Source organism: Dyella sp. NPDC103356 (assembly GCF_055584465.1).
In genome coordinates this window covers 416,852-435,329 of record NZ_JBVJLZ010000006.1, presented here as the reverse complement: position 1 = coordinate 435,329, position 18,478 = coordinate 416,852, and the positions used below count along the sequence as shown (strand labels likewise).

Below are 18,478 nucleotides of genomic sequence, written 5' to 3'. Positions count from 1 at the left end.
GAACTCGGCTGAGAATCGCTGGCGCTTTTCCATCGAACACCTCCGTGCGAGGATTGTCCTCGCTTTTAGGTGTCCGAGAAATCAGGGGTGATCCATTCTGACCCCTTTTTCTTGCCGATGTTCGCACTGATGGACTAGAGAGGAGCCTGGTTGGCCCAGGCTGACGCTACTTCAAGGTAAGACGAGAGGGAACGGACAAGTGAATTCGCGTCAGATCGACGTCATAAGATCGCTCGTGTGCTCATCGCTACTAACTCTGTCTTGCGCAGCGTTTGTCAATGAAGCCGTTGCCTCAACGTTTGACATACCAAGTGTACTTTTTGGAGAAGGGAAGCCGGTCGCCAATGACGGCATTGAGATGGCGTTATCTGGCTATGACAATCCCTCTGAGGTCCTAAAGAACGGCGCGATGGCCATTCCGAAGTTAAAAGATCACTTCCTTGTGAAAATGGTGGGCTACACCGATAACCATGAATGTGTTGCTGCCGAATGTGACCATCTGTCGCTCAAGCGTGCCCAGTTGGTTTACAAGTGGATGCTTGCGCATGGAGTTTCTGCACGCCAGCTTCTTCCCCCTGAGGGGCGGGGTGCTAATGATCCCGTGGGCGACAATGCGACTTCAGGCGGTAGGCAGCTAAATAGGCGTGTAGAGTTTCAGTGGATTCCCGTTTCTACGGCGCATTGATTTGTGTTGCTTGCAACTGTACTTGGGCGCGCGGTTCGGCTAACGCGTCACCGACAGCAAGCTGTCTGGCATGCCCGGGAATGCCGTGGCCATCGAGCGATAGCCTCCGTTTATCTACACGCGCCACGAGCCTAAAGACGAACTCCCGTGCGTGATGCACGACATCGCACCCGGAAGCTCAGCAGCATTAGTGCAAAGGCTTCTTGAAGCGAAATACGAAGCGATCGGTCTTGCCGCGGATAGTGGGATCGAACACCTTCAAGGTGTGATCGTCGTTCGGATTGGCGAGAATCTTGATCTCCCCATCGAATACGAAACCGGCTTTCTCGACCTCGGCCTTTACTGTTGCGGGATCGATGCGGTGCAGATCTTCGGTATTCTTCAAGCCCGATCCTGCGGTAGCGGCGTGGTCGGAGACCAGATAGTAGCCGCCGGGCTTCACAAGCTTGAAGACTATCGCGTTGAAAGCACCCACGTCTGGAAGGTGATTTGTGAAAGGCAATGAAAAAATTTGGCTTTTTCTGCGAATCGTACTTCTCGTTGTGGCGCTGATTCACAGCGTTTACTTTGTTAAAACGCTTCCAGGGGATTTCTCCAGGCCATTCTGGCCGTTCTTCTTTGAGATGATTGGAATCGTCGCGGTATCGGTATTTGGCGTGACGTTCTTCCAACTTCCAAAGCAGGCATCTGATGTGAGGTGGGCAAAGCCATCATGGTTTGCCAACCCATTTCGGTTGCGGCAAGCGTTGCCCATTTTCGACTTGGCCGCTTACTACTTCTTGGTTCTTGGCTTGGGTTGTCTTGCCATTGGGATTTCGCGCGAACCAAGAAATTGGGCCTGGGAGCTACCGTTGTCGATAGGTATCGGTGCATTTTTAGGAGTGCATGTTGTGCTGATGGTCTTCAAGGACCGCTTTGAAGATGCATAAGCGACATTTGCATCCATAAAAGTGAACCTTCAAATCTGATGTGTACTAGAACAAGGCCCACTCATTTGAGCGGGCTTTTTTTCGAAACAAGCCTTCCGTTGAAAAACAAAGAGGTTAGAGTTCTTTCTAAGGTCCAAATGAGGGGGGCTGACCCCTTGTTTGATTGCGCGGTGCGGCAGCAGGCAGTGTCGATCCGCGGTGCAATCCAAGAGCTCATGAGTCTGCTGCCGGGAGACCGTCTGCGTGAGCATGTGGCAGCCGGAAATAAAGGGGTCCGGAAATAAAGGGGTCAGAATCCTTTCTAAGGTCAAAAGAAAGCGTTCTGGCCCTCTTGTTTGCGTTTCGATTGAAGACAAAACGCAGTTTCACAGGCAAGTGATCGCCGTTACGATGATGGCCGGCCTCGAAGGATAGGATGCGGAAAACCATGCATGTTTCCATGTCACGATTGATCCTTTACGTCCACGATGTCTCCCAGTTGAAGACGTTTTACCAGGCGAGCTTTTCGTTCAAGGTCCGTGAGGAGATCGAGGGCGAGTGGGTCGTGCTGGATGCCGGTGCTGTCGAGCTGGCGTTCCATCGGGTCGGCGTTCAATATCGGGAGCGTGAACCTGCTCAACAATCTCACTCCAATAGCAAAATAGTGCTCTCGATTCGGTCGGGTCTCCTGGAACTGCGCAACAAGCTATTGGCCGAGGGCGTCCCGATGCGCGACATCAAACGCTACGAAGGCTTTCCCTACCTTATGTGCGATGGGGAAGACCCTGAAGGTAACGTGTTTCAACTCATGGAAATGGATTGATGGTGCGACTGCCGGTGGGTATGGGAAAGTGCCCCAAATGGCTTGGTGATTGACGGATAGTGGGAGGTGTTGATGGAACAGGCAGTAGAACTCGCAGGCTTCTTCGCCGCACATGCGGTGTGGTCCGTGTCGGAGGGTGAGGTCCTTGTGCCTATGTTGGCGCAGGTGGACCAGGGCGGAGCACGGTCGATGTCCCGTCTGGTCGCGGATCGTTTGGAAGATAGCGTCGAGGATGGGAAACAGAGGCTTGCTGTCAACTCCGATGGCAGCGCGTATGCCGTGTTGGTGTATGACGGCTACATCACCCTTCCATCCGGGAAGACCGACGCATTGTTCTTGGACATCCGGGCGTATCGCGATCCCGTGGAAGCGCTGACGATGGCGTTGCCTTACCGTAACCAGCAGTCGCCGCAGGGGTTCGCCGTTCACCGCCCCAAGTTTCTGCAGTATCAGGGCGACAGCAGCCCGGATTATGCCCAATGGGGCGACGCCTTCTTTCGAGGCGTCGATGCGCACCAGCAGGGCGCTGCGGTTTGGAACAAGGCATCAAATCCTTCTATTTGAAGGAGAGGCCTCGAACACACAGGAAACGATCACCGCATTGAATGACGGGCACCCCGTTCTGGGAATGCCGTGGCCATCAAGCGATAGCCTCCGTTTATGTACACGCATCACAGATCTATGGAGGAACTCCCGGGCGCGATGCACGACATCGCACCCGGAAGCTACGCAGCATTAGTGCAAGGGCTTCTTGAAGCGAAATACGAAGCGATCGGTCTTGCCGCGGATAGTGGGATCGAACACCTTCAAGATGTGATCGTCGTTCGGATTGGCGAGAATCTTGATCTCCCCGTCGAATACGAAACCGGCTTTCTCGACCTCGGCCTTTACAGCCGCAGGGTCGATGCGGTGCAGATCCTCGGTGTTCTTCAGGCCCGATCCTGCGGTAGCGGCGTGGTCGGAGACCAGATAGTAGCCGCCGGGCTTCACAAGCTTGAAGACTATCGCGTTGAAAGCACCCACGTCTGCGCCATTCATGAAGCTATCGTGGAAGTCGTGGTAATTCTCGAAGGTCCAGAAGATATCGATCGTATTGTCGGTCGACGCTGGAGGTTGCTCGGTCAGGGGACGGGAAGTCGCCTCCACATTGCTGTGACCTGGCTCGGTCGTAATGGCCTTGGCGATATCGAGCGGATGGCTTTTGAAGCCGACAACCTCCGCCGGAACATAGGCGTACACCTTGCCCTTCGGCCCTACGACGGTCGAAAAAATCCGCGTCCAGTAACCGCTACCCGGCACCGCATCCACGACCTTGTCGCCTGGTTTCACTTTGGCGAACGTGATCAGCTCCGCGGGGTGGCGTGCGGCATCCTGCTCAGTGTCTTTTTCCGGCCGGGTCTTATCGGCGACGGCGGTGGTGATGGCAGATGACGGCGGCTGCGCCATCGCTATCGCAGAAAGTAGTGTGGCAGCGGCTGCCACAGCGAATAGTGCGGATTTCATGGGATCTGCTCTCCGGTTGATTTGGCTGGTGTAAGCAAAAGCGATGGTTGTATCTGCCTTCTAGCACGCACAAAATGGTACAAAATCGTGGGCATTCTGTCCCGTTTCTCCACCCATTCGTCAGTGGGAATGGTGGGCGACCCTATCCATTTTTCTCATTGAACTTTGCCCTATTAAAAGATGCCTCTGATGTATTCCCTTCAAAATGGCTGCGTTCTAGGAGATGCCAGCCTGCATGGTGACATCTCCCTGGGCGGCGCTTGTTCCTTCGTTGGTGCAGTTTCACCTAACAATGGACTACCACTAACGCAGCTCGCACTCGTTGATGTCGGTGTTAAGGGTCTCGACCTACCTGGCTGGCGAGCGACCGAGATTCCTTTCCTCTACTCATGGAAGTGCGGGATATTTGAAGGTGACTTCTCCTATCGAGTTGATGAGGGTTCTATAGAGATCCTCGAATTCGAATCGAGCGCTCCGAATGTCGAAGACTTTCCCTATCCTGATTTTCCTGTTGTTTTTCCAGCCAAGAGCTACCAGGCCAGGGCACTGACACTGGATGAACGTGATCAGATGACTCGGGTGAATGAGATGACAGAGCGAGACATCCCGATTGACACGGATGGCCCGCTCTGGGCGCTTACCTTCCCAAGGCACCAGTTTTTGGGTGTGCCGTTCCTCCTGGACCCAGATGGGTCCGAGAAGAACTGTCCGCAATGTTCGAGGCCTATGTTTGTGCTCGCAACCATTGCGAATCAGATCGACGGTTTCGAGCAGGGCTTTTTCGGGAATGATTTTGTCCAGGTCGTCTATCTCGCATGTAGCGAGTGCAACGTTCTATCGGCTAGAAATTTCGCAGATTAGCGAAGAAGGTAAGCATTCATACGGCGACGTCCAGACCCTCATTGGGCTAGATAGAAATCCATAGGGATAAGCTCGACAGCCCATTCGCCTTCTTCACCCAACGTGGCGGCCGGGTGCATGGATGCGATGCTCAGCGCCTCTTCATGGCTATCCGCCTCGATGATGAACAGGCCGCCGACCACCTCTTTAGACTCGGTGTAGGGCCCGTCGCTGATCTGCCTTTTGCCGCTCCGTGTGCGAAGCGTCCTCCAGTTTTCCAGATCGCCAAGCGACGCGGAAACCAGAACCTTGCCGGTAGCGCGCATCTTCTCGTCCAGGGCCGGGCATTGGCTTACCAGTGCCTTGATGTCGTCTGGCGCCATGGCGGCGAATTTTTCGGGGGTGAAGTAGGCCAGGCCGAGGTATTTCATGGGAACTCCTTTTGGGGTGGATGCACTATCGACGAAGCAGGCGTCAGGAAATCGACAATCGGGCTGGGAGAGATCGCATATCGCGTGGGCTTCTGTCGAACAAGACGAATAAGCACAAAAACAACGTTTTTGGGCATCTACGCATTCGATCCATCGAACTAAAGTAGGCCCCGTTGTCCACTTCCAAGGAGTTTTATCATGTCACGGATCGCAATTCCCGCACTCGATGCGGCTACTGGCGCGACCGCCGAAGTCTACGCGCAGATCAAAACAGGCTTGGGCAATGTGCCCAATACGTTCGTCGCCATCGGTGCGCTCCAGCCTGCCGGGCTCAAAGCGATGATGGACGGCGAGCGCGCGCTCACGGCCGGCAGTCTGAGTCTCCAAGAGCAGGAAATTATCAATATTGTCGTGAGTCATGCATCGGGTTGCGATTACTGCGAAAGCGCGCATGTCCATCTGGGCAAGCGCGCTGGCCTGACCCGTGAGGCATTGTGGCAGATTCGTCATGGCGGGCTTATCGGGCATGCCCGCCACGATGCTTTGCTTATCTTCGTACGCATCCTCTTGAACATCCGCGGTACGGTGAGCGAGGCATCTATTGCCGCGGTCCGCGCGGCGGGCTACACGGATGTCCAATTGGCAGAGATCAGCTTGGCCATTGCGTTGATCACGTTCACCAATACGTTCAACCGGATCAACAATACCGAGCTGGATTTTCCGCGGATCGACTGAGCTTGGCCAAACGGACTCTTCAGCCATAAGGTTGAGGAGTCCGCGCGGTGCGAATAAAAGGTCAAAGGGGCTGGCCGCTTTTTCAGAGATGCTCTGCGGGCGCTTTTGTAGATGGGCGTCTGCCCATCGGTGTTGGTATCGGGCTCATAAAGAGGGATGCTGCCCTTTTCTCGCAGGTCCTTTTGGCCGCCTGATAGCATCACTTCAGTCCCACGATGGTCCACAACGGAAAATCAAGTACTTATGAAAGAGTATGGCCGGCCGTGGAAAATCAGCACACTGGTCATCGGGATCGGTTTGCTCATCGCCGGTTCGTACTTCTATCAAGCGCCAGATTGGGACATTCCCATCAGTTTGATCATGGCGCTCCTTGCCTACTTCACTGCACCGTGGAGCCTGCGCGCCTTGCTCGAACGGCAATGGAGGCGTTGGCCAGCGGCGCTTTTCGCAACCTGGTTTACGGTAGACGGCTGCTATGCGATCTACTGGCATTTCAAGAACCCAGTAGCGCTTGAACAAATGCGGGCTGCCAACTTTCCGGCCTCGCTTGCGCTCTATGGCATCTGCGGTGTCATCTGGCTCTACCGGGGTAGTCTTTCTGACCTGCGGTCCGAATTGGTGGCGCATTTATCAGGAATCAGAGTGCGCAAGCCGTAAACTCGAGGACTGGGGTGGCTTGACTGGGTAGGGGATGGAAAGGCGGACGCGCCTTTATCGAGATCGTGTTTAGCGGGGCGGTGGACGATACCTGCTGCGCCGCAATTATTTGCGAAATCGATGACGCTACCGGCCTGCTTGCTTTGGGCCACATGCCGCCATAGAGCATTGATTGCTCTCGTTCTTTTGCAGTCACATTATTCGGGTACAAGACCGGTAGTGGCGGAAAGCATGCCTATTGCCCTATGGGATATTCTGCGACATCTTTACAGCGTAAGCATGGAGGAAGGAAATGGGCTACACATCGGGTGCAAAAGTTCTCTTTGTTCTGGGCCTCATGGGATTGGCGTCTGGTGCTAGCGCTGCCAGCTTCGATTGCAATAAAGCCAAGAGCGATATCGAGAAGCTGGTCTGTAAAGATACGGAAACGTCAGCGCTGGACGATAAACTCCAGCAAGCCTATAAGACGGCTCAGGCAGCAACCGATGCTGCCGGCAAGAAAACATTGATGGATGAGCAGCGCCACTGGATTGCGTATACCCGAGACCTGTGCGCGGATGAAAGCTGCCTGCAACAGGCGTATACGGCGCGCATCGCGGTGCTGGCTCGTAATGAAAAGTACATCGTCAATAAGACCTCTTGCGAGGTACCGGGCGGCGGTAGTGAGTGCGTGAATGTGGTGACGTACCGCGACACCAGCATTCGGATGCGTTCGTTCAACCAGTCCATTGCGCAGGCGAAGCAGGCTGGAAAGATCATCGGCTGCAGCGCGTTGATCAATCTGCCAGTCGGCACTGCCGGCAGCAACAACAGTTTCGGCGGCATTTGCACCTTGCAGAATGCCGCTCAGCGCAAAGTCGTGGAGATTTGTGACGACGACATGTTCGGGCATTTCGAAATGAAACCCGTCGATCCGCAAGACGTCTCGGACAAGAATCTTATCGACTTCACCCACGAGCACTGCTTCGGCGGTTGATCGATTTCAATGACCTAGAGGGACCTTTTCATGCCGAACAACACCAGCATCACTCCTGATCAGCTGAGCACGCTTTTCTTCGGTGCGGAATTGGGTGGCAACGCCAATGTTGCAAACCACTTTTCCTATGCACAGAAGGGCCAAAGCACGTATTCGTTCGGCGTGCCCCAGTTCGATGTCGGCAATGACGACGCATCGCAGAAATTTTTGAAGGACAACGGGTTTACCAGCGACGATATCAAGAATCTATCGAAGCACGGTGGCTTGTCGCGTACGGAACTGAATGCGCTGGATGCCAAGTTGCAGGCCATCCCGCAGGCAAAGATCGATGAGCTTACCAAGCAGCACATGGATCGCCTGATCGGGGATGTGGATAAGGCGATCGATAAGGTGCGCGAGATCAATCCAGCCGCTGCCGACGCGATCAGCAAGGATCCCAAGCTGCAATTGTCCATCGCCGACTACGAAAACCAGTTCGGCTCGGTGGGCCCTCAACTGGTGGGCTTTCTCGCAGGTAAAGAAGAAAAACTTCAAGGCGGCACCATACAAGCGGGCAATCCGCCGACCCGAGACGATGTGCTGAAATTTGTTCACAACACGAAGTACGGCCAGGATCCGGCCAATGCCAGGGCGGTCGAAAGTCGCAATGAGCGGTTCGACGCAGCGATGGGCAAGCTCAATCTGGGGCCTGCGGCTCCGGCGCCAAGTCATGCACCAAGCCATGCACCGAGCCATGCGCCGAGCAAGGCTCACCCGGCCCCTGAGCAAACAGGCCCAAACAGCGCGGTCGGCAAGGTGCAAGGCGAGCTGGCCCAACTTGGCTACAAGGATGCCAAGGGCCATCCGCTGGAGGCCGATGGCAAGCTTGGCGCCAACACGCGCGGTGCCCTGGAGAAGTTCCAGGCGGATCACGGCTTGAGCGTGGACGGAAAGGTCGGCCCTCAGACTGAGAAGGCTCTGCAAGCAGCGGTGCATACCCAGGTGAGCGAGCTGCAAGGCGGGTTGGCTAAACTCGGTTACAAAGACGGCAACGGCCACGAGCTGAAGGTCGATGGCGCCATGGGTGCCAATACCAAACATGCCTTGGAGAAATTTCAGGCCGAACACGGCCTGACCGCGGATGGCAAGATCAACGCCGAGACCCAGAAGGCGATGGATACCGCGCTAAAGGCGCAAACCCAGAACGCACCCGCCGCCAAATCGCCCGGTCTGGACGATCCGAAGAACCCGAATCACGCGATGTACGAGCAGGCGCTCGCCGGCGTGCACAAGCTCGATGCCGCCATTGGCCGCACCCCTGATCAGCACAGCACCCAACTCGCAGCCGCTGTCACCGCTGAAGCCATCAGCAAAGGCCTTACCCGCATCGACGCGGTAGCGATGAGTTCGGATGGCACCCGGACGTTCGCCGCTGACAATTCTTCGGCCATCCAAAAAATCGCCGACGTGCCTACGCTGCAGGCGTTGAACACGCCGATGAAGCAGAGCAATGCGGCAGCGGAAACCGCCACGCAAGCTCAGGCGCAAAATCAGACACAAGCCCAAGCACAAGAACCGCAGAAGCAGGCACAGGCGGCTGCGATGGGCAGGTAAAGCATCTGGCTGGATGATTGAATCAAGGCGCGATCAGCTTTGGAGCGCGTCGGGCGCAAGAGTAGTTAAATCGAAGCTCCGCTTTGAGCCAACAGGCAGGGGATAGACGATGAAGTCAGGCTTTGTTGTTGCACTTTCGCTGCTGTGGTCGAGCATGGCGATGGCGGATGGGGCGCACCTGTGGACAGTATCCCTGGTGACTACCGGCCGGCCGTATTTATGCAATGAGTGTGGCCTCAAAACTCCGTTCCCCGATGCAGCTTCGACGCGAGCGTTAAACGCCTGGAAGTCGGTGCTGCCGCCGTTTGTTGGTCCTGTGAATGACAAGGGCCTTCAGCCGATACAAAGCGGAGACCGAGTCACCCTGTGCAATGCATCGGGGTGCTCGACTTACACGTGGGAGGCATCGCTCGGTTGGGTTCGTGGTGTCTTCCAGCATCAGGAATCGCACGCGCCTCGTAGCGCAGGTTGATCGTTTGGATTCAAAGCGGGACGGCTGTCAATCAGGGGCAGAACATGAGCGACGAACAGCCTGCCAATGCGATGGAGACAGCGGCGTTCGCAGGGACTGGAGGAAGGATTCGATCGAGAGATTTTGAAAGGGTGACCAGCTTCGCCATGCCCTCAAGTTCGATCCAAACCGGCCGTATAGCTGGGAGCAATCGCAAGGCTCTCGTATCGATTCCGGCCACCGCGCTGTCGCAATGGCCATCGCCTTTACCATCATGCTCAACAGGGGAAACTCATGGTGGACTCCACCCATGATCAGGCTGCCGACGCGGCAATCCAGGCCAGTGTGAAACTTATCGGTGATGTGTCAGCCCATGCGGTTCAGGACATGACTGAACGCATGGCTAGCCTCGTGGCCGAGTCGGCCGCACGGTACTTCAATGGCGATACCAAGGCTGCCCTGGCTGCTCAAGCCGTGTTGCTCAAGCAGATGGCGAATCATGGAGCTGTCGTTGACGATGGAGCTTCTCAGAGCTGAGGAGACCCGATGCATGCACGGATCTCTCCAGATCATCAAGCAAAAATCCCCCAATCGTTTAGCTGTCCGTTGTCGTCAGTGCACAGGGTAGTTGCGAGCCGAGGCTGGCGCGCAATAAGCCAGGACTAAAGGTCGACAGCGCCATCGTGTTTGCCATCGATCCCGAGGTGGCGCTTGGCATGATGTGGACGATCTTCGTAAATCGTGTAGCGCCCCGGTGCGAGTGGGCCTGCGGCGTAGGCGCCATCCTTGTCCGCAACGTACCCTGCCACCGCGCCAGTTGCTTCGTTGACGACTACGATCTGAGCTCCCGGGTCCGCGGATCCTCGAATGAAGCGCCCGGTATCCATATTTGATGCGCTTGAAACGCCGGAACACAACAGGCATGCCGCCGCTGACAGCAATAACAAGGACACTTTCATCGGTACTCCTTTGAGGTATTTGAAGGCTGACTGCACTTTGGGAGGGCAGTGATCGCGTCGGATTGACGATGCGATCCAGCAATTCATATGCCATGTAGCGTGATTGTTGTTTCAAAGGCTTAGGCGGCATCTCTTCGCAGGAGCCAGTGTCCGCGGACGCTCCGGGCGGACAGGCGGACACCGTGATCGGGGTTCCGTTGCGATCTGTTCGGTCCAAGGCGATGCGGGAGATGCGTCCTTCACGATCATGCTGCGCGGGTAGCTCGCCGCGCGGTTCGTGCGATCGAATCGAGCACTATTGCATACGTTTCCTTGGGTAGTTCATGACCCATCCCATCGATCGGCATGAACTCCGCGCCTGGAATCGATCTGGCCGTATCCTTGCCGCACGCCGGAAGTATCAGCGGATCCTCGGCACCATGGATCACCAGTGTGGGTGCCTTGATCGTCGCCAATCGTGCGCGCCGGTCACCGGCGACCGCCATGGCGGCTACGTGCCTTGCGAATCCCCCCGGCGCATAGCCGCGGCGAATTTCCTCCCGCACGATCGTGCGATGGGCCTGCTCATCAAAAGAAAAACCCGTGCCGGCGATGCGTCGCGCAAAGGCGAGACTGTGCGCAACAAACCCGGCCTCGTCATCCGTCGGGTTCGGTGCAGGGCGCATCATCAGCGCCATGACTTCCGGCGATGCGGCAGGAAGTGCGGGATTGCCTGTGCTGGACATGATGGAGGTGAGCGACAACACGCGCTCGGCATGCTCGCTCGCCAATATCTGCGCAATCATTCCGCCCATGGAGCGCCCGACGACGTGCGCGCGTTCGATACCCAATGCATCGAGCAACCCCACGGCATCCGCTGCCATATCGTGCAAGGTATAGGGCACCTGCGGCCGCTGTCCCGCCATGAGCGCGGCAGCCAATGCACCAAATTGCGGTGCAGAGTGTTGGGTGAAATGCGTCGAACCGCCCGTGTCGCGGTTGTCAAAGCAGATGACACGAAAACCCTGCGCCGCCAACGCTTCACAGAACGCAGGTGTCCATCGAATCCGCTGCGTGCCGAGCCCGGCGATGAGCAGCATCGTTTCATCGGTTTCCTGGCCGTAACTGTCGTAGGCCAGACGTATGCCATCGGCCGTGAGTACATGCATGGTTGCGTTTCCTTATGGGCTCAGGCGGGCAGCGATCGTGCGGTCAACGGCAACAGGCGGGCATCTTCGATGGCTGCCACGCGATGTCCTATACCTGCGAGGTAGTCGCCATGGTTGGCGAACGCGAGAAACGATTGCGCGCTGTGCTGCCTGACTACCATCGCCAGGTCCCATCGCTCGTGCTCGGGGCCGATAAGGAACGGACCACCGTCGCCAACGAACGTCAGCTCGCCGCCGCTGGCGTGCAGTAACGGCAGTGTGTGCTGGATGTAGCGATCGAACGCGGCGGCGCCACTGATCGGAGCAGGGGGCGCGAGTTCGGGGTGCGCCGAATAGTCGGCCACGTCGCGAAAGCGCAGCAAGTTCAGCATGAACACATGGCCTTCGACGGCGCGTTCAATGAAGCGCTTCCCGGCGCTTTGGGTCGGTTCGTGATAGCGGGCAGCGGCTGGGTGACTCACGGGCGGCTTTTCGTCGGCATGGGCGAGGCGGCATTTTTACCCTGGTAAAATTGGCCTGTCAATATCACCCGGGTAAATTGTCGCGTGAGAGCGGATAAGGGCTACGAGGCGGTCAATTGGCCATGCGCCACGGAGACGCGCGAGTTTTCCAGCCAGGATCTGGGGCGAGATCAGGGGCACCCAGGAAATGATCATTGCTTCTTCAAATGGAAATGATGGACGTCCCTCTTCATGTCCTCCATGCACGAACACAGGAAATGTCGCGAGCTACTCAGGCTTGCGGTAGTCAACGTCTGGCAGCTTGCTTACGCCTCGAATCACCTACGAAGGATTTAGGTGTGATGGAGACCTTGTGCGACGAAGGTTTGCGTGTGAAGTATTCAAAGGACAGGCGAAATGCCGGGACACATTTAATGCAGCCGCTTAGCTCAGGGCGTGCACTGCAATTTGCTGCATCTCTGATCCATAGGTTTGCATCCGTTGACGGCTGAGTCGATGCCAGTCAGCATTTGAGTGCCATTCCGGCACTCACTTCTACACAAGGAGCGTTTACATGATTCATCGCAAACTTAATGCAGGCGTTGTTCTGTTTTTGGGCATGATCATGGCTGGCAGCGCGGCCGCTGCGGGCAGTTCGGCGCCCAAGCCTCAGACCCCTGGCACCTCCACTCAAAACGCCTACCTGACGGCATCGCCCGCCATGGGGGCAAACTTTGCGCAGCTCACGCCGCGCATGGCGTTTACCAAGGTGGTGGATGGTTGCGAGCACGTCACCCACGAGAATTTCTGCGCGTGCTATCCGGACACGTGTCACTGATCGGGTGAAGGGCGCTCCTTACCGGATCGGTAAGGAGCGCCTCAGTAGACCGACGGGGCAGGGGCATGGGCTGGCCCAATGTAACTAACTAGAAAGGCTGATCCGGCAATCAAAGGGGAAGAATCATGAGTGACGAACAGAGAGCCGATGCAGTGGAATCTGCGGCATTCGCGGGAAGCAGTGGGCAGATTCGGTTGAGGGATATCGATCTGCGGATCGATGAGCAAGGGCGTCTGGTTATCTCGCTTTCCGATCTGACATCGTTGGACATCCTCATTCCGGGAAGGTTTGCCAAGGAGGATATCCAGCTCAGAGTCGATAACGAGCGTGGTCTTGTCCTCCGTGTCAGGAAGCCCAGATAGTATGTGGCGGAGATTGGGGCGTCCTGGAAATGATCGATACCTAAGCACCGAATGATGGATATCCCGCTCCGCCTTCGCCGTCATTGCGAACGGGATAGCACAGCTCGGCGACTACCCATAAAGACGAACATCAGATCAAGTGATACGCATATAGTATCGATCCAGCGATCTTGGGGGCGTCTCAATGCATTCTGTCGAGATATTTGAACTCGTACTGGTTCTGCTCACTGTTGTTGTCGCCCTGCATTGGGCGGCACGACGTGTGGGCCTGCCTCCGGCCACGGCGTTGCTCGTCGGTGGCGGCGCTCTCGCATTCGTGCCCAAGCTCCCGCCGTTCGAGCTCGATCCCGCATTGATCCTTGTGCTCTTCCTCCCGCCACTGCTGATGGATGGGGCGTATTTCACGGCGTTGGGCCGTTTCCGGCGACATCTGCCGGGGATACTTTCGCTTGCCGTCGGCGCGGTGGTGTTTACGACGCTGGGGGTTGGCGTCGTAACTCACTGGCTTGTCCCCAGCCTCCCTTGGGCTGCCTGTTTTGCGCTCGGTGCGATTGTTTCGCCACCGGATGCCGTAGCGGCGCGAGCTGTGCTTCAGCGAGTGAAACTTCCCCGACGGCTATCAGCGCTGTTGGAAGGGGAGAGCCTGCTCAATGACGCAACGGGTCTGGTGCTTTTTCGCTTCGCTGTCGTTGCAACGCTAAGCGGCGCGTTCAATGCCGGTTCGGCTGTTTCCAGCTTTGCCTTCCTTGCCCTGGGTGGCATCGTTGCCGGCCTCGCTGTTTCGGCAACCTGGATCTTCATTGTTCGTCGCCTGGATGATCAGACGCTGATCGTCATGGTCAGCACACTGATGTGCTGGGCCGCCTATATCGTCGGTGAGGCCGTCCATGTCTCTGGCGTGATAGCCACGGTTACAGCGGGGCTTGTGCTCGGCTGGTATCAGCACGTCATTCTGCCGGCACGGGTTCGACTCCGCGGTAGCGCGTTCTGGGAGACCGTGGTGTTTGTGCTGGATGCTCTTGTCTTCATCCTTATCGGCTTCTCGTTGCGTGGCGTGCTGGATCGAGTCGGCGGGATCGAGGCGGTCACCACCACGATGGCCATTCCCGTGCTTGCTGTCGTGCTGACTGTCACGGTGACGCGTTTCGTCTGGATCTTTGGCGTTGACGGCTTGCTCGCAGCACTCCGTGGCTTGGGGTTGAAACGCGCCCGGCCGCTGGGAGTGCGGCAAGCGACGGTACTGAGCTGGGCCGGCATGCGAGGCGTTGTTACGTTGGCGGTGGCGCTTACCTTGCCGATATCCATGCCAGGCCGAGACCTGATGCTCGTCATCGCGTTTGCCGTGATCTTCGCCACCGTTGTCATGCAAGGGACAAGCCTGGGTTGGCTCATCAGACGGATTCGGCCGGTCGATCAGGACCCTCCGGCAAAAATGCATCTGCCCGCCTCGGAGGCGGCTATTGCCCGCGCCATGGCTGCGGCTGTCGAACTGCATGCCTACGCGGAAGACGGAACGTTGATCCATCCTCGCCTGTTAGAGGAGTATCGCAAGCGCTCGGAAATCACGACACGTTATGCCGAAGATGCGGACACGTTCATGGAAGGGGTCCGGACGCATTTCGACGTCGTATTGATTGCACTTGCTGCTGGGCGTACCGAGCTGATTCGCATTCACCGCGCGGGGCTCATTGAAGACGAAGTGCTTCATGAGCTGGAGCGGGATTTGGATGTCGAAGAGCTGCGGATCATTCTGCAGCGTGGGGATTAGTCGGAACGTTGGGCTGGCGCTGTCCGGTTTCGTGTTCTTGCCGTTCTAGCACGCCTTGTTGAAAACATGCTTGACCCCGCACTTGGTCGCATGCGCCGCATCGCGGAAGCCGTGGCCGACCGCGCGTGCACCATTGGCCGTGGCATGGCCGACTTCCTTTGCGCCATTGGCGGTGGCATGCCCGACGTCACGCGCGGCGTGTCCGGTCTTGGTGGCGGCGTCTTTGGTGCCTTGCTTGATGCCCTGTTTCGTATCGGACTGGTCGGCGTGAGCGAAGGGGCTGGCAAGTGCCAGCGTCGCAAACAGGAACAGACAGCTTTTCACGAGGGCAATCCTTCCAAGCGGGTTGATACAGTAGAAGCATCGAGCGATCCGGCTGCCGGCTAACAGTGTGCGCTCAGTGCCGTATACGGTAAGCCTACGACAAACGGAGGCCTTTGGCTTTCAAGGTGCGATGCGCTGAACAGTAGCCTGGCGAACCCGAGCGTTAGCGCGGTAGCGCGCGGGAGCTTCGCCGGCAAACCGTTTGAACGCATTGCTGAATGCGCTTTCTGATGCGTATCCCAAGGAGTAGCCGAGCGATGAAATCGCGTCATCACCGTTGAGCAATGCGCGCTCGGCCAAGCGCATCCGCCACTGCGTCAAGTACGCGAGCGGCGTGATTCCAGCATTCGTTTTGAAATGGACGGCAAACGTCGCACGAGACATGCCGCACTCACGAGCGAGCTCCTCCAGTCCCCAAGCCCGGGCCGGCTCGCTGTGAAGCAGCCTGAGCGCGGGCGCCAGCCGCCGGTTGCCCACCAATCGCAACCAGCCCGGTTCGAGCGTTGCGCCCAAGTCCAGATGTGCGCGAAGAATCTGAATGAACATCAAGTGGGCGATCTGTGCCGATGCGGCTGCGACACCTGGCAATCCTTCTGTTCGCTCTCGCACAAGCTGCCCGAGCAGCAATTGCAATACCGTCGCATGCGCCGATCCATGTCGAATGTGAATCGACGGCGGTAAGGAATCGAGGAGCGTTGCTCCGTGCGTTGCGTCAAGCTCCACCTTGCCGCCGATCATGAAGAACTCGTCGCCGGTGCCGTGGTGCAGTCTGCCTCCAGTATCGGAAGCGAAGACTTCCTGAAAATCGACCGGTGTCGCCTCGAGATCTGACGCCAGCACCGCCGGCTGAGAGGCCGTGCGCAAAAGAAAGTCGCCAGCCTGGAGGTGCAGGGGCGCGTCAGCCGCTTCCGTCAGGCACCAGCAGTCACCTCGCACGATGCCCCAGAAGTTGATGAGGTTCGAAGCAGGGAAGCGAATCGCCCATGCACCGCCCGCGACCAGGCTGCCGGAAACAACGGACTTGGCGCTGATCAGGTTGAGGACGTCAGAAAAGGGATCGTCAGTCATTGTGAATCATGTCGGGAGTATTCGAGGTGTCTGGGTAAGCTTGGATTTTAGAGCAAGAAATCAAGACTTATGCGCATTCAAAGTCTTGATCTCCCATCCTATCATCTATTAACCGTTCGCGGCCTTCGACCTTATCCATGGACATCGACATGACAAAAAGAACCTGGTTCATCACCGGCGTAAACAGCGGCTTCGGCCGGCATATGACCGAGCAGCTCCTCGCAAGAGGCGATCGCGTTGCGGGTACCGTTCGCAACATGGACTCGATGGTCGATCTCAAGGAGAAATACGGCGACCTCCTGTGGCTGAGCCATCTGGACATGACCGATACGCCCGAAATCCAGCGGGTTGTGGGCAAGGCTTTTACGGATCTAGGTCAGATCGACGTTGTCGTCAGCAACGCCGGCTATGGCCTGTTTGGTGCGGCGGAGGAATTGAGTGACGATCAGATCACGCACCAACTTTCCACCAATCTTATCGGTCCGATCATGCTGATCCGCGCGGCCTTGCCTCACCTGCGGGCGCAGGGTGGCGGTCGGATCATCGGTCTGTCGACCTACGGTGGTCAGGCAGCCCTTCCGGGCGGATCGCTCTATCACGCGGGCAAGTGGGGCTTGGAAGGTTTTCTCGACTCAATCGGCCAAGAACTCGCTCCCTTCAAGATCGGGGTCACCATCATCGAGCCGGGTGGCGCGCGCACCAATTTCCGCGGCGGCAGCGTCAAGCTCGGTGAGCCATTGGAAGCGTACAAGGGCACGCCGGCAGCGTTCGTCCACGTGATGATCAAGGACACCTCGCGCCCCGCGCCTGGCGACCCGGAAAAGATGTCGGCGAAGATCATCGCCAGCGTCGATCAAGAACCCGCACCGAAGCGGATCGTCATGGGCAGCGATGCCTACGGGATTATCTTCAAGGCCCTGACGGAGCGCCTGGCTTCGGTCGAGGCTCAGAAAGATGAAGCCGGCTCGACCAATTTCCCGGCTCCGGCCGCCGCGTGATTACGGTCAATACGTAGCCCTCTCCCGGGCTCGCCAGCAGGGGAGCCCGGGAGAGGACCGCCTTGTCGTCATCAGCAAGGAGACGGCCCTGAGCGAAGAAGCGTGGGACGCCTTCTTTGCGATCGACCTCATGGCCTCGTAGCTGTGCACCAAATGCGCGCTGCCGCAAATGCGCGCACGTAGAGGCGGAACACCCTAACGAAGAGACGCACCATGTCCTTAGACCATGAGAGTGCTAGCGCCGAGGAGCTGTTGCGGCCAACGGGCGAAGGTTGGAGGTCAGCATGAAAATCTTGGTGATAGGCGCGGGCGCGGGGACCGGCCGAAAGATCGTTGAGCAGGCCGTGGTTCGTGGACATGAAGTGACCGCGTTCGTGCGAAATCCCCGCCAGTATGGCCGCGCCAATGTCCGCGTCGTCGTCGGCGACGCTCGCGATGAAAAAGCACTATCCGTGGCAGTTGCTGGACAGGATGCAGTGTTCAACACGATCGGTACGCAAACTCCGTGGGTGCGTACTGGCCTGGAACCCGTCGCCGGCCGCGCGATCAATAAAGCGCTCCGCGATCATGGCGTTCGCCGTCTGATTGTTGCCACGACGATTGGCGTTGGCGACAGCAGGAAGCACGCGCACTTCTATTTTCGGTACATCTTCGCGCCGACCTTCCTGCGCGGTGCCGTGAAAGACAAGGAACAGATGGAGCGCGAACTTGCACGCACCAACATCGATTGGGTCGTGGTCCGCCCAGCTGTTCTGACTAATAACCAACCGATCGGCATCGTCAGGGTCTTTACCCGACAGGCCAACGGCAAGGCGCGCAGTATCTCTCGCGCCGATGCCGCAGCGTTCATGCTCGATCAGCTCACCAGCGAAAAATATCTCCGACAAGCTGTGACGATCGCAACGAGTTAAGGCCGGAACGCTCCTGCGCGAGCGCAGCTTGGCAAGCGTTCGCCGGTCGCCTGTAAACGC

General features: G+C 57.5%; 23 protein-coding genes. 15 read left to right on the top strand and 8 right to left on the bottom strand.

The window, feature by feature from the left end; translation table 11 throughout:
* The first annotated feature begins 199 nt into the window (after nt 1–199).
* On the top strand, nt 200–685 hold the full coding sequence (locus ACZ6WW_RS16525) for an OmpA family protein (protein ID WP_465275172.1): 486 nt from the start codon (nt 200–202) through the stop codon (nt 683–685).
* A gap of 187 nt (nt 686–872) precedes the next feature.
* On the opposite strand, the gene ACZ6WW_RS16520 is transcribed toward ACZ6WW_RS16525, so the two are convergent.
* Entirely contained in the window at nt 873–1,070 is a 198-nt protein-coding gene (locus tag ACZ6WW_RS16520; RefSeq protein WP_465275171.1) for a hypothetical protein, read from the bottom strand.
* A gap of 106 nt (nt 1,071–1,176) precedes the next feature.
* Here ACZ6WW_RS16520 and ACZ6WW_RS16515 point away from each other — a divergent pair, with 106 nt between their 5' ends.
* The 3 genes from ACZ6WW_RS16515 (at nt 1,177) to ACZ6WW_RS16505 (ending at nt 2,980) form a co-directional block, all read left to right on the top strand.
* Nucleotides 1,177–1,614 (top strand): hypothetical protein, encoded by a 438-nt coding sequence (locus tag ACZ6WW_RS16515; protein WP_465275170.1) that lies wholly within the window; start codon nt 1,177–1,179, stop codon nt 1,612–1,614.
* 439 nt (nt 1,615–2,053) lie between these two features.
* Complete coding sequence (locus ACZ6WW_RS16510) at nt 2,054–2,416, top strand: VOC family protein (protein ID WP_465275169.1); 363 nt, start codon at nt 2,054–2,056, stop codon at nt 2,414–2,416.
* 72 nt (nt 2,417–2,488) lie between these two features.
* On the top strand, nt 2,489–2,980 hold the full coding sequence (locus tag ACZ6WW_RS16505) for a hypothetical protein (RefSeq protein ID WP_465275168.1): 492 nt from the start codon (nt 2,489–2,491) through the stop codon (nt 2,978–2,980).
* Between the two features lie 171 nt (nt 2,981–3,151).
* Here ACZ6WW_RS16505 and ACZ6WW_RS16500 read toward each other — a convergent pair whose 3' ends face one another.
* On the bottom strand, nt 3,152–3,862 hold the full coding sequence (locus tag ACZ6WW_RS16500; protein WP_465275167.1) for a class I SAM-dependent methyltransferase: 711 nt from the start codon (nt 3,860–3,862) through the stop codon (nt 3,152–3,154).
* A 246-nt stretch (nt 3,863–4,108) separates the two neighbouring features.
* Here ACZ6WW_RS16500 and ACZ6WW_RS16495 point away from each other — a divergent pair, with 246 nt between their 5' ends.
* On the top strand, nt 4,109–4,780 hold the full coding sequence (locus ACZ6WW_RS16495; protein ID WP_465275166.1) for a hypothetical protein: 672 nt from the start codon (nt 4,109–4,111) through the stop codon (nt 4,778–4,780).
* A 38-nt stretch (nt 4,781–4,818) separates the two neighbouring features.
* On the opposite strand, the gene ACZ6WW_RS16490 is transcribed toward ACZ6WW_RS16495, so the two are convergent.
* Nucleotides 4,819–5,190 carry a YciI family protein gene (locus ACZ6WW_RS16490; RefSeq protein ID WP_281849278.1) on the bottom strand — a complete coding sequence of 124 codons (372 nt, stop codon included), beginning with the start codon at nt 5,188–5,190 and terminating at the stop codon, nt 4,819–4,821.
* Between the two features lie 198 nt (nt 5,191–5,388).
* On the opposite strand from ACZ6WW_RS16490, the gene ACZ6WW_RS16485 reads away from it, so the two are divergent.
* The 5 genes from ACZ6WW_RS16485 (at nt 5,389) to ACZ6WW_RS16465 (ending at nt 10,139) form a co-directional block, all read left to right on the top strand.
* Entirely contained in the window at nt 5,389–5,925 is a 537-nt protein-coding gene (locus ACZ6WW_RS16485) for a carboxymuconolactone decarboxylase family protein (protein WP_465275165.1), read from the top strand.
* A gap of 243 nt (nt 5,926–6,168) precedes the next feature.
* The gene (locus tag ACZ6WW_RS16480; RefSeq protein WP_465275164.1) at nt 6,169–6,582 is read left to right on the top strand and encodes a hypothetical protein; all 414 of its coding nucleotides are present in this window, start codon (nt 6,169–6,171) and stop codon (nt 6,580–6,582) included.
* Nucleotides 6,583–6,874: 292 nt separating this feature from the next.
* On the top strand, nt 6,875–7,558 hold the full coding sequence (locus ACZ6WW_RS16475) for a lysozyme inhibitor LprI family protein (RefSeq protein ID WP_465275163.1): 684 nt from the start codon (nt 6,875–6,877) through the stop codon (nt 7,556–7,558).
* A 30-nt stretch (nt 7,559–7,588) separates the two neighbouring features.
* Nucleotides 7,589–9,151 (top strand): peptidoglycan-binding protein, encoded by a 1,563-nt coding sequence (locus tag ACZ6WW_RS16470; protein ID WP_465275162.1) that lies wholly within the window; start codon nt 7,589–7,591, stop codon nt 9,149–9,151.
* A 745-nt stretch (nt 9,152–9,896) separates the two neighbouring features.
* Complete coding sequence (locus ACZ6WW_RS16465) at nt 9,897–10,139, top strand: hypothetical protein (protein ID WP_465275161.1); 243 nt, start codon at nt 9,897–9,899, stop codon at nt 10,137–10,139.
* A gap of 125 nt (nt 10,140–10,264) precedes the next feature.
* Here the strand turns inward: ACZ6WW_RS16465 and ACZ6WW_RS16460 are convergent, their stop codons facing one another.
* The 3 genes from ACZ6WW_RS16460 to ACZ6WW_RS16450 all read right to left on the bottom strand — a co-directional run bounded on the left by ACZ6WW_RS16460 (nt 10,265) and on the right by ACZ6WW_RS16450 (nt 12,170).
* Nucleotides 10,265–10,561, bottom strand: coding sequence for a carboxypeptidase-like regulatory domain-containing protein (locus ACZ6WW_RS16460; protein ID WP_281849271.1), 297 nt, complete (start codon nt 10,559–10,561; stop codon nt 10,265–10,267).
* A gap of 245 nt (nt 10,562–10,806) precedes the next feature.
* On the bottom strand, nt 10,807–11,709 hold the full coding sequence (locus tag ACZ6WW_RS16455; RefSeq protein WP_465275160.1) for an alpha/beta fold hydrolase: 903 nt from the start codon (nt 11,707–11,709) through the stop codon (nt 10,807–10,809).
* Between the two features lie 20 nt (nt 11,710–11,729).
* Entirely contained in the window at nt 11,730–12,170 is a 441-nt protein-coding gene (locus tag ACZ6WW_RS16450; RefSeq protein ID WP_465275159.1) for a DUF1330 domain-containing protein, read from the bottom strand.
* 553 nt (nt 12,171–12,723) lie between these two features.
* On the opposite strand from ACZ6WW_RS16450, the gene ACZ6WW_RS16445 reads away from it, so the two are divergent.
* From ACZ6WW_RS16445 to ACZ6WW_RS16435, 3 genes are all read left to right on the top strand, one after another.
* Nucleotides 12,724–12,987, top strand: coding sequence for a hypothetical protein (locus ACZ6WW_RS16445; RefSeq protein ID WP_465275158.1), 264 nt, complete (start codon nt 12,724–12,726; stop codon nt 12,985–12,987).
* 125 nt (nt 12,988–13,112) lie between these two features.
* Nucleotides 13,113–13,349 (top strand): hypothetical protein, encoded by a 237-nt coding sequence (locus ACZ6WW_RS16440; protein ID WP_465275157.1) that lies wholly within the window; start codon nt 13,113–13,115, stop codon nt 13,347–13,349.
* Between the two features lie 184 nt (nt 13,350–13,533).
* Nucleotides 13,534–15,117 (top strand): Na+/H+ antiporter, encoded by a 1,584-nt coding sequence (locus ACZ6WW_RS16435; protein ID WP_465275156.1) that lies wholly within the window; start codon nt 13,534–13,536, stop codon nt 15,115–15,117.
* A 45-nt stretch (nt 15,118–15,162) separates the two neighbouring features.
* Here the strand turns inward: ACZ6WW_RS16435 and ACZ6WW_RS16430 are convergent, their stop codons facing one another.
* Nucleotides 15,163–15,441: a hypothetical protein gene (locus ACZ6WW_RS16430; protein ID WP_465275155.1), complete on the bottom strand. Its 279-nt coding sequence runs from the start codon at nt 15,439–15,441 to the stop codon at nt 15,163–15,165.
* Nucleotides 15,442–15,561: 120 nt separating this feature from the next.
* The gene (locus tag ACZ6WW_RS16425) at nt 15,562–16,509 is read right to left on the bottom strand and encodes an AraC family transcriptional regulator (protein WP_465275154.1); all 948 of its coding nucleotides are present in this window, start codon (nt 16,507–16,509) and stop codon (nt 15,562–15,564) included.
* A gap of 137 nt (nt 16,510–16,646) precedes the next feature.
* Between ACZ6WW_RS16425 and ACZ6WW_RS16420 the strand changes: the two genes are divergently transcribed.
* Together ACZ6WW_RS16420 and ACZ6WW_RS16415 are read left to right on the top strand one after the other, a co-directional pair.
* Nucleotides 16,647–17,507, top strand: coding sequence for an SDR family oxidoreductase (locus tag ACZ6WW_RS16420; protein ID WP_465275153.1), 861 nt, complete (start codon nt 16,647–16,649; stop codon nt 17,505–17,507).
* 284 nt (nt 17,508–17,791) lie between these two features.
* Nucleotides 17,792–18,418: an NAD(P)-dependent oxidoreductase gene (locus ACZ6WW_RS16415; RefSeq protein WP_465275152.1), complete on the top strand. Its 627-nt coding sequence runs from the start codon at nt 17,792–17,794 to the stop codon at nt 18,416–18,418.
* The last annotated feature ends 60 nt before the right edge of the window (nt 18,419–18,478 follow it).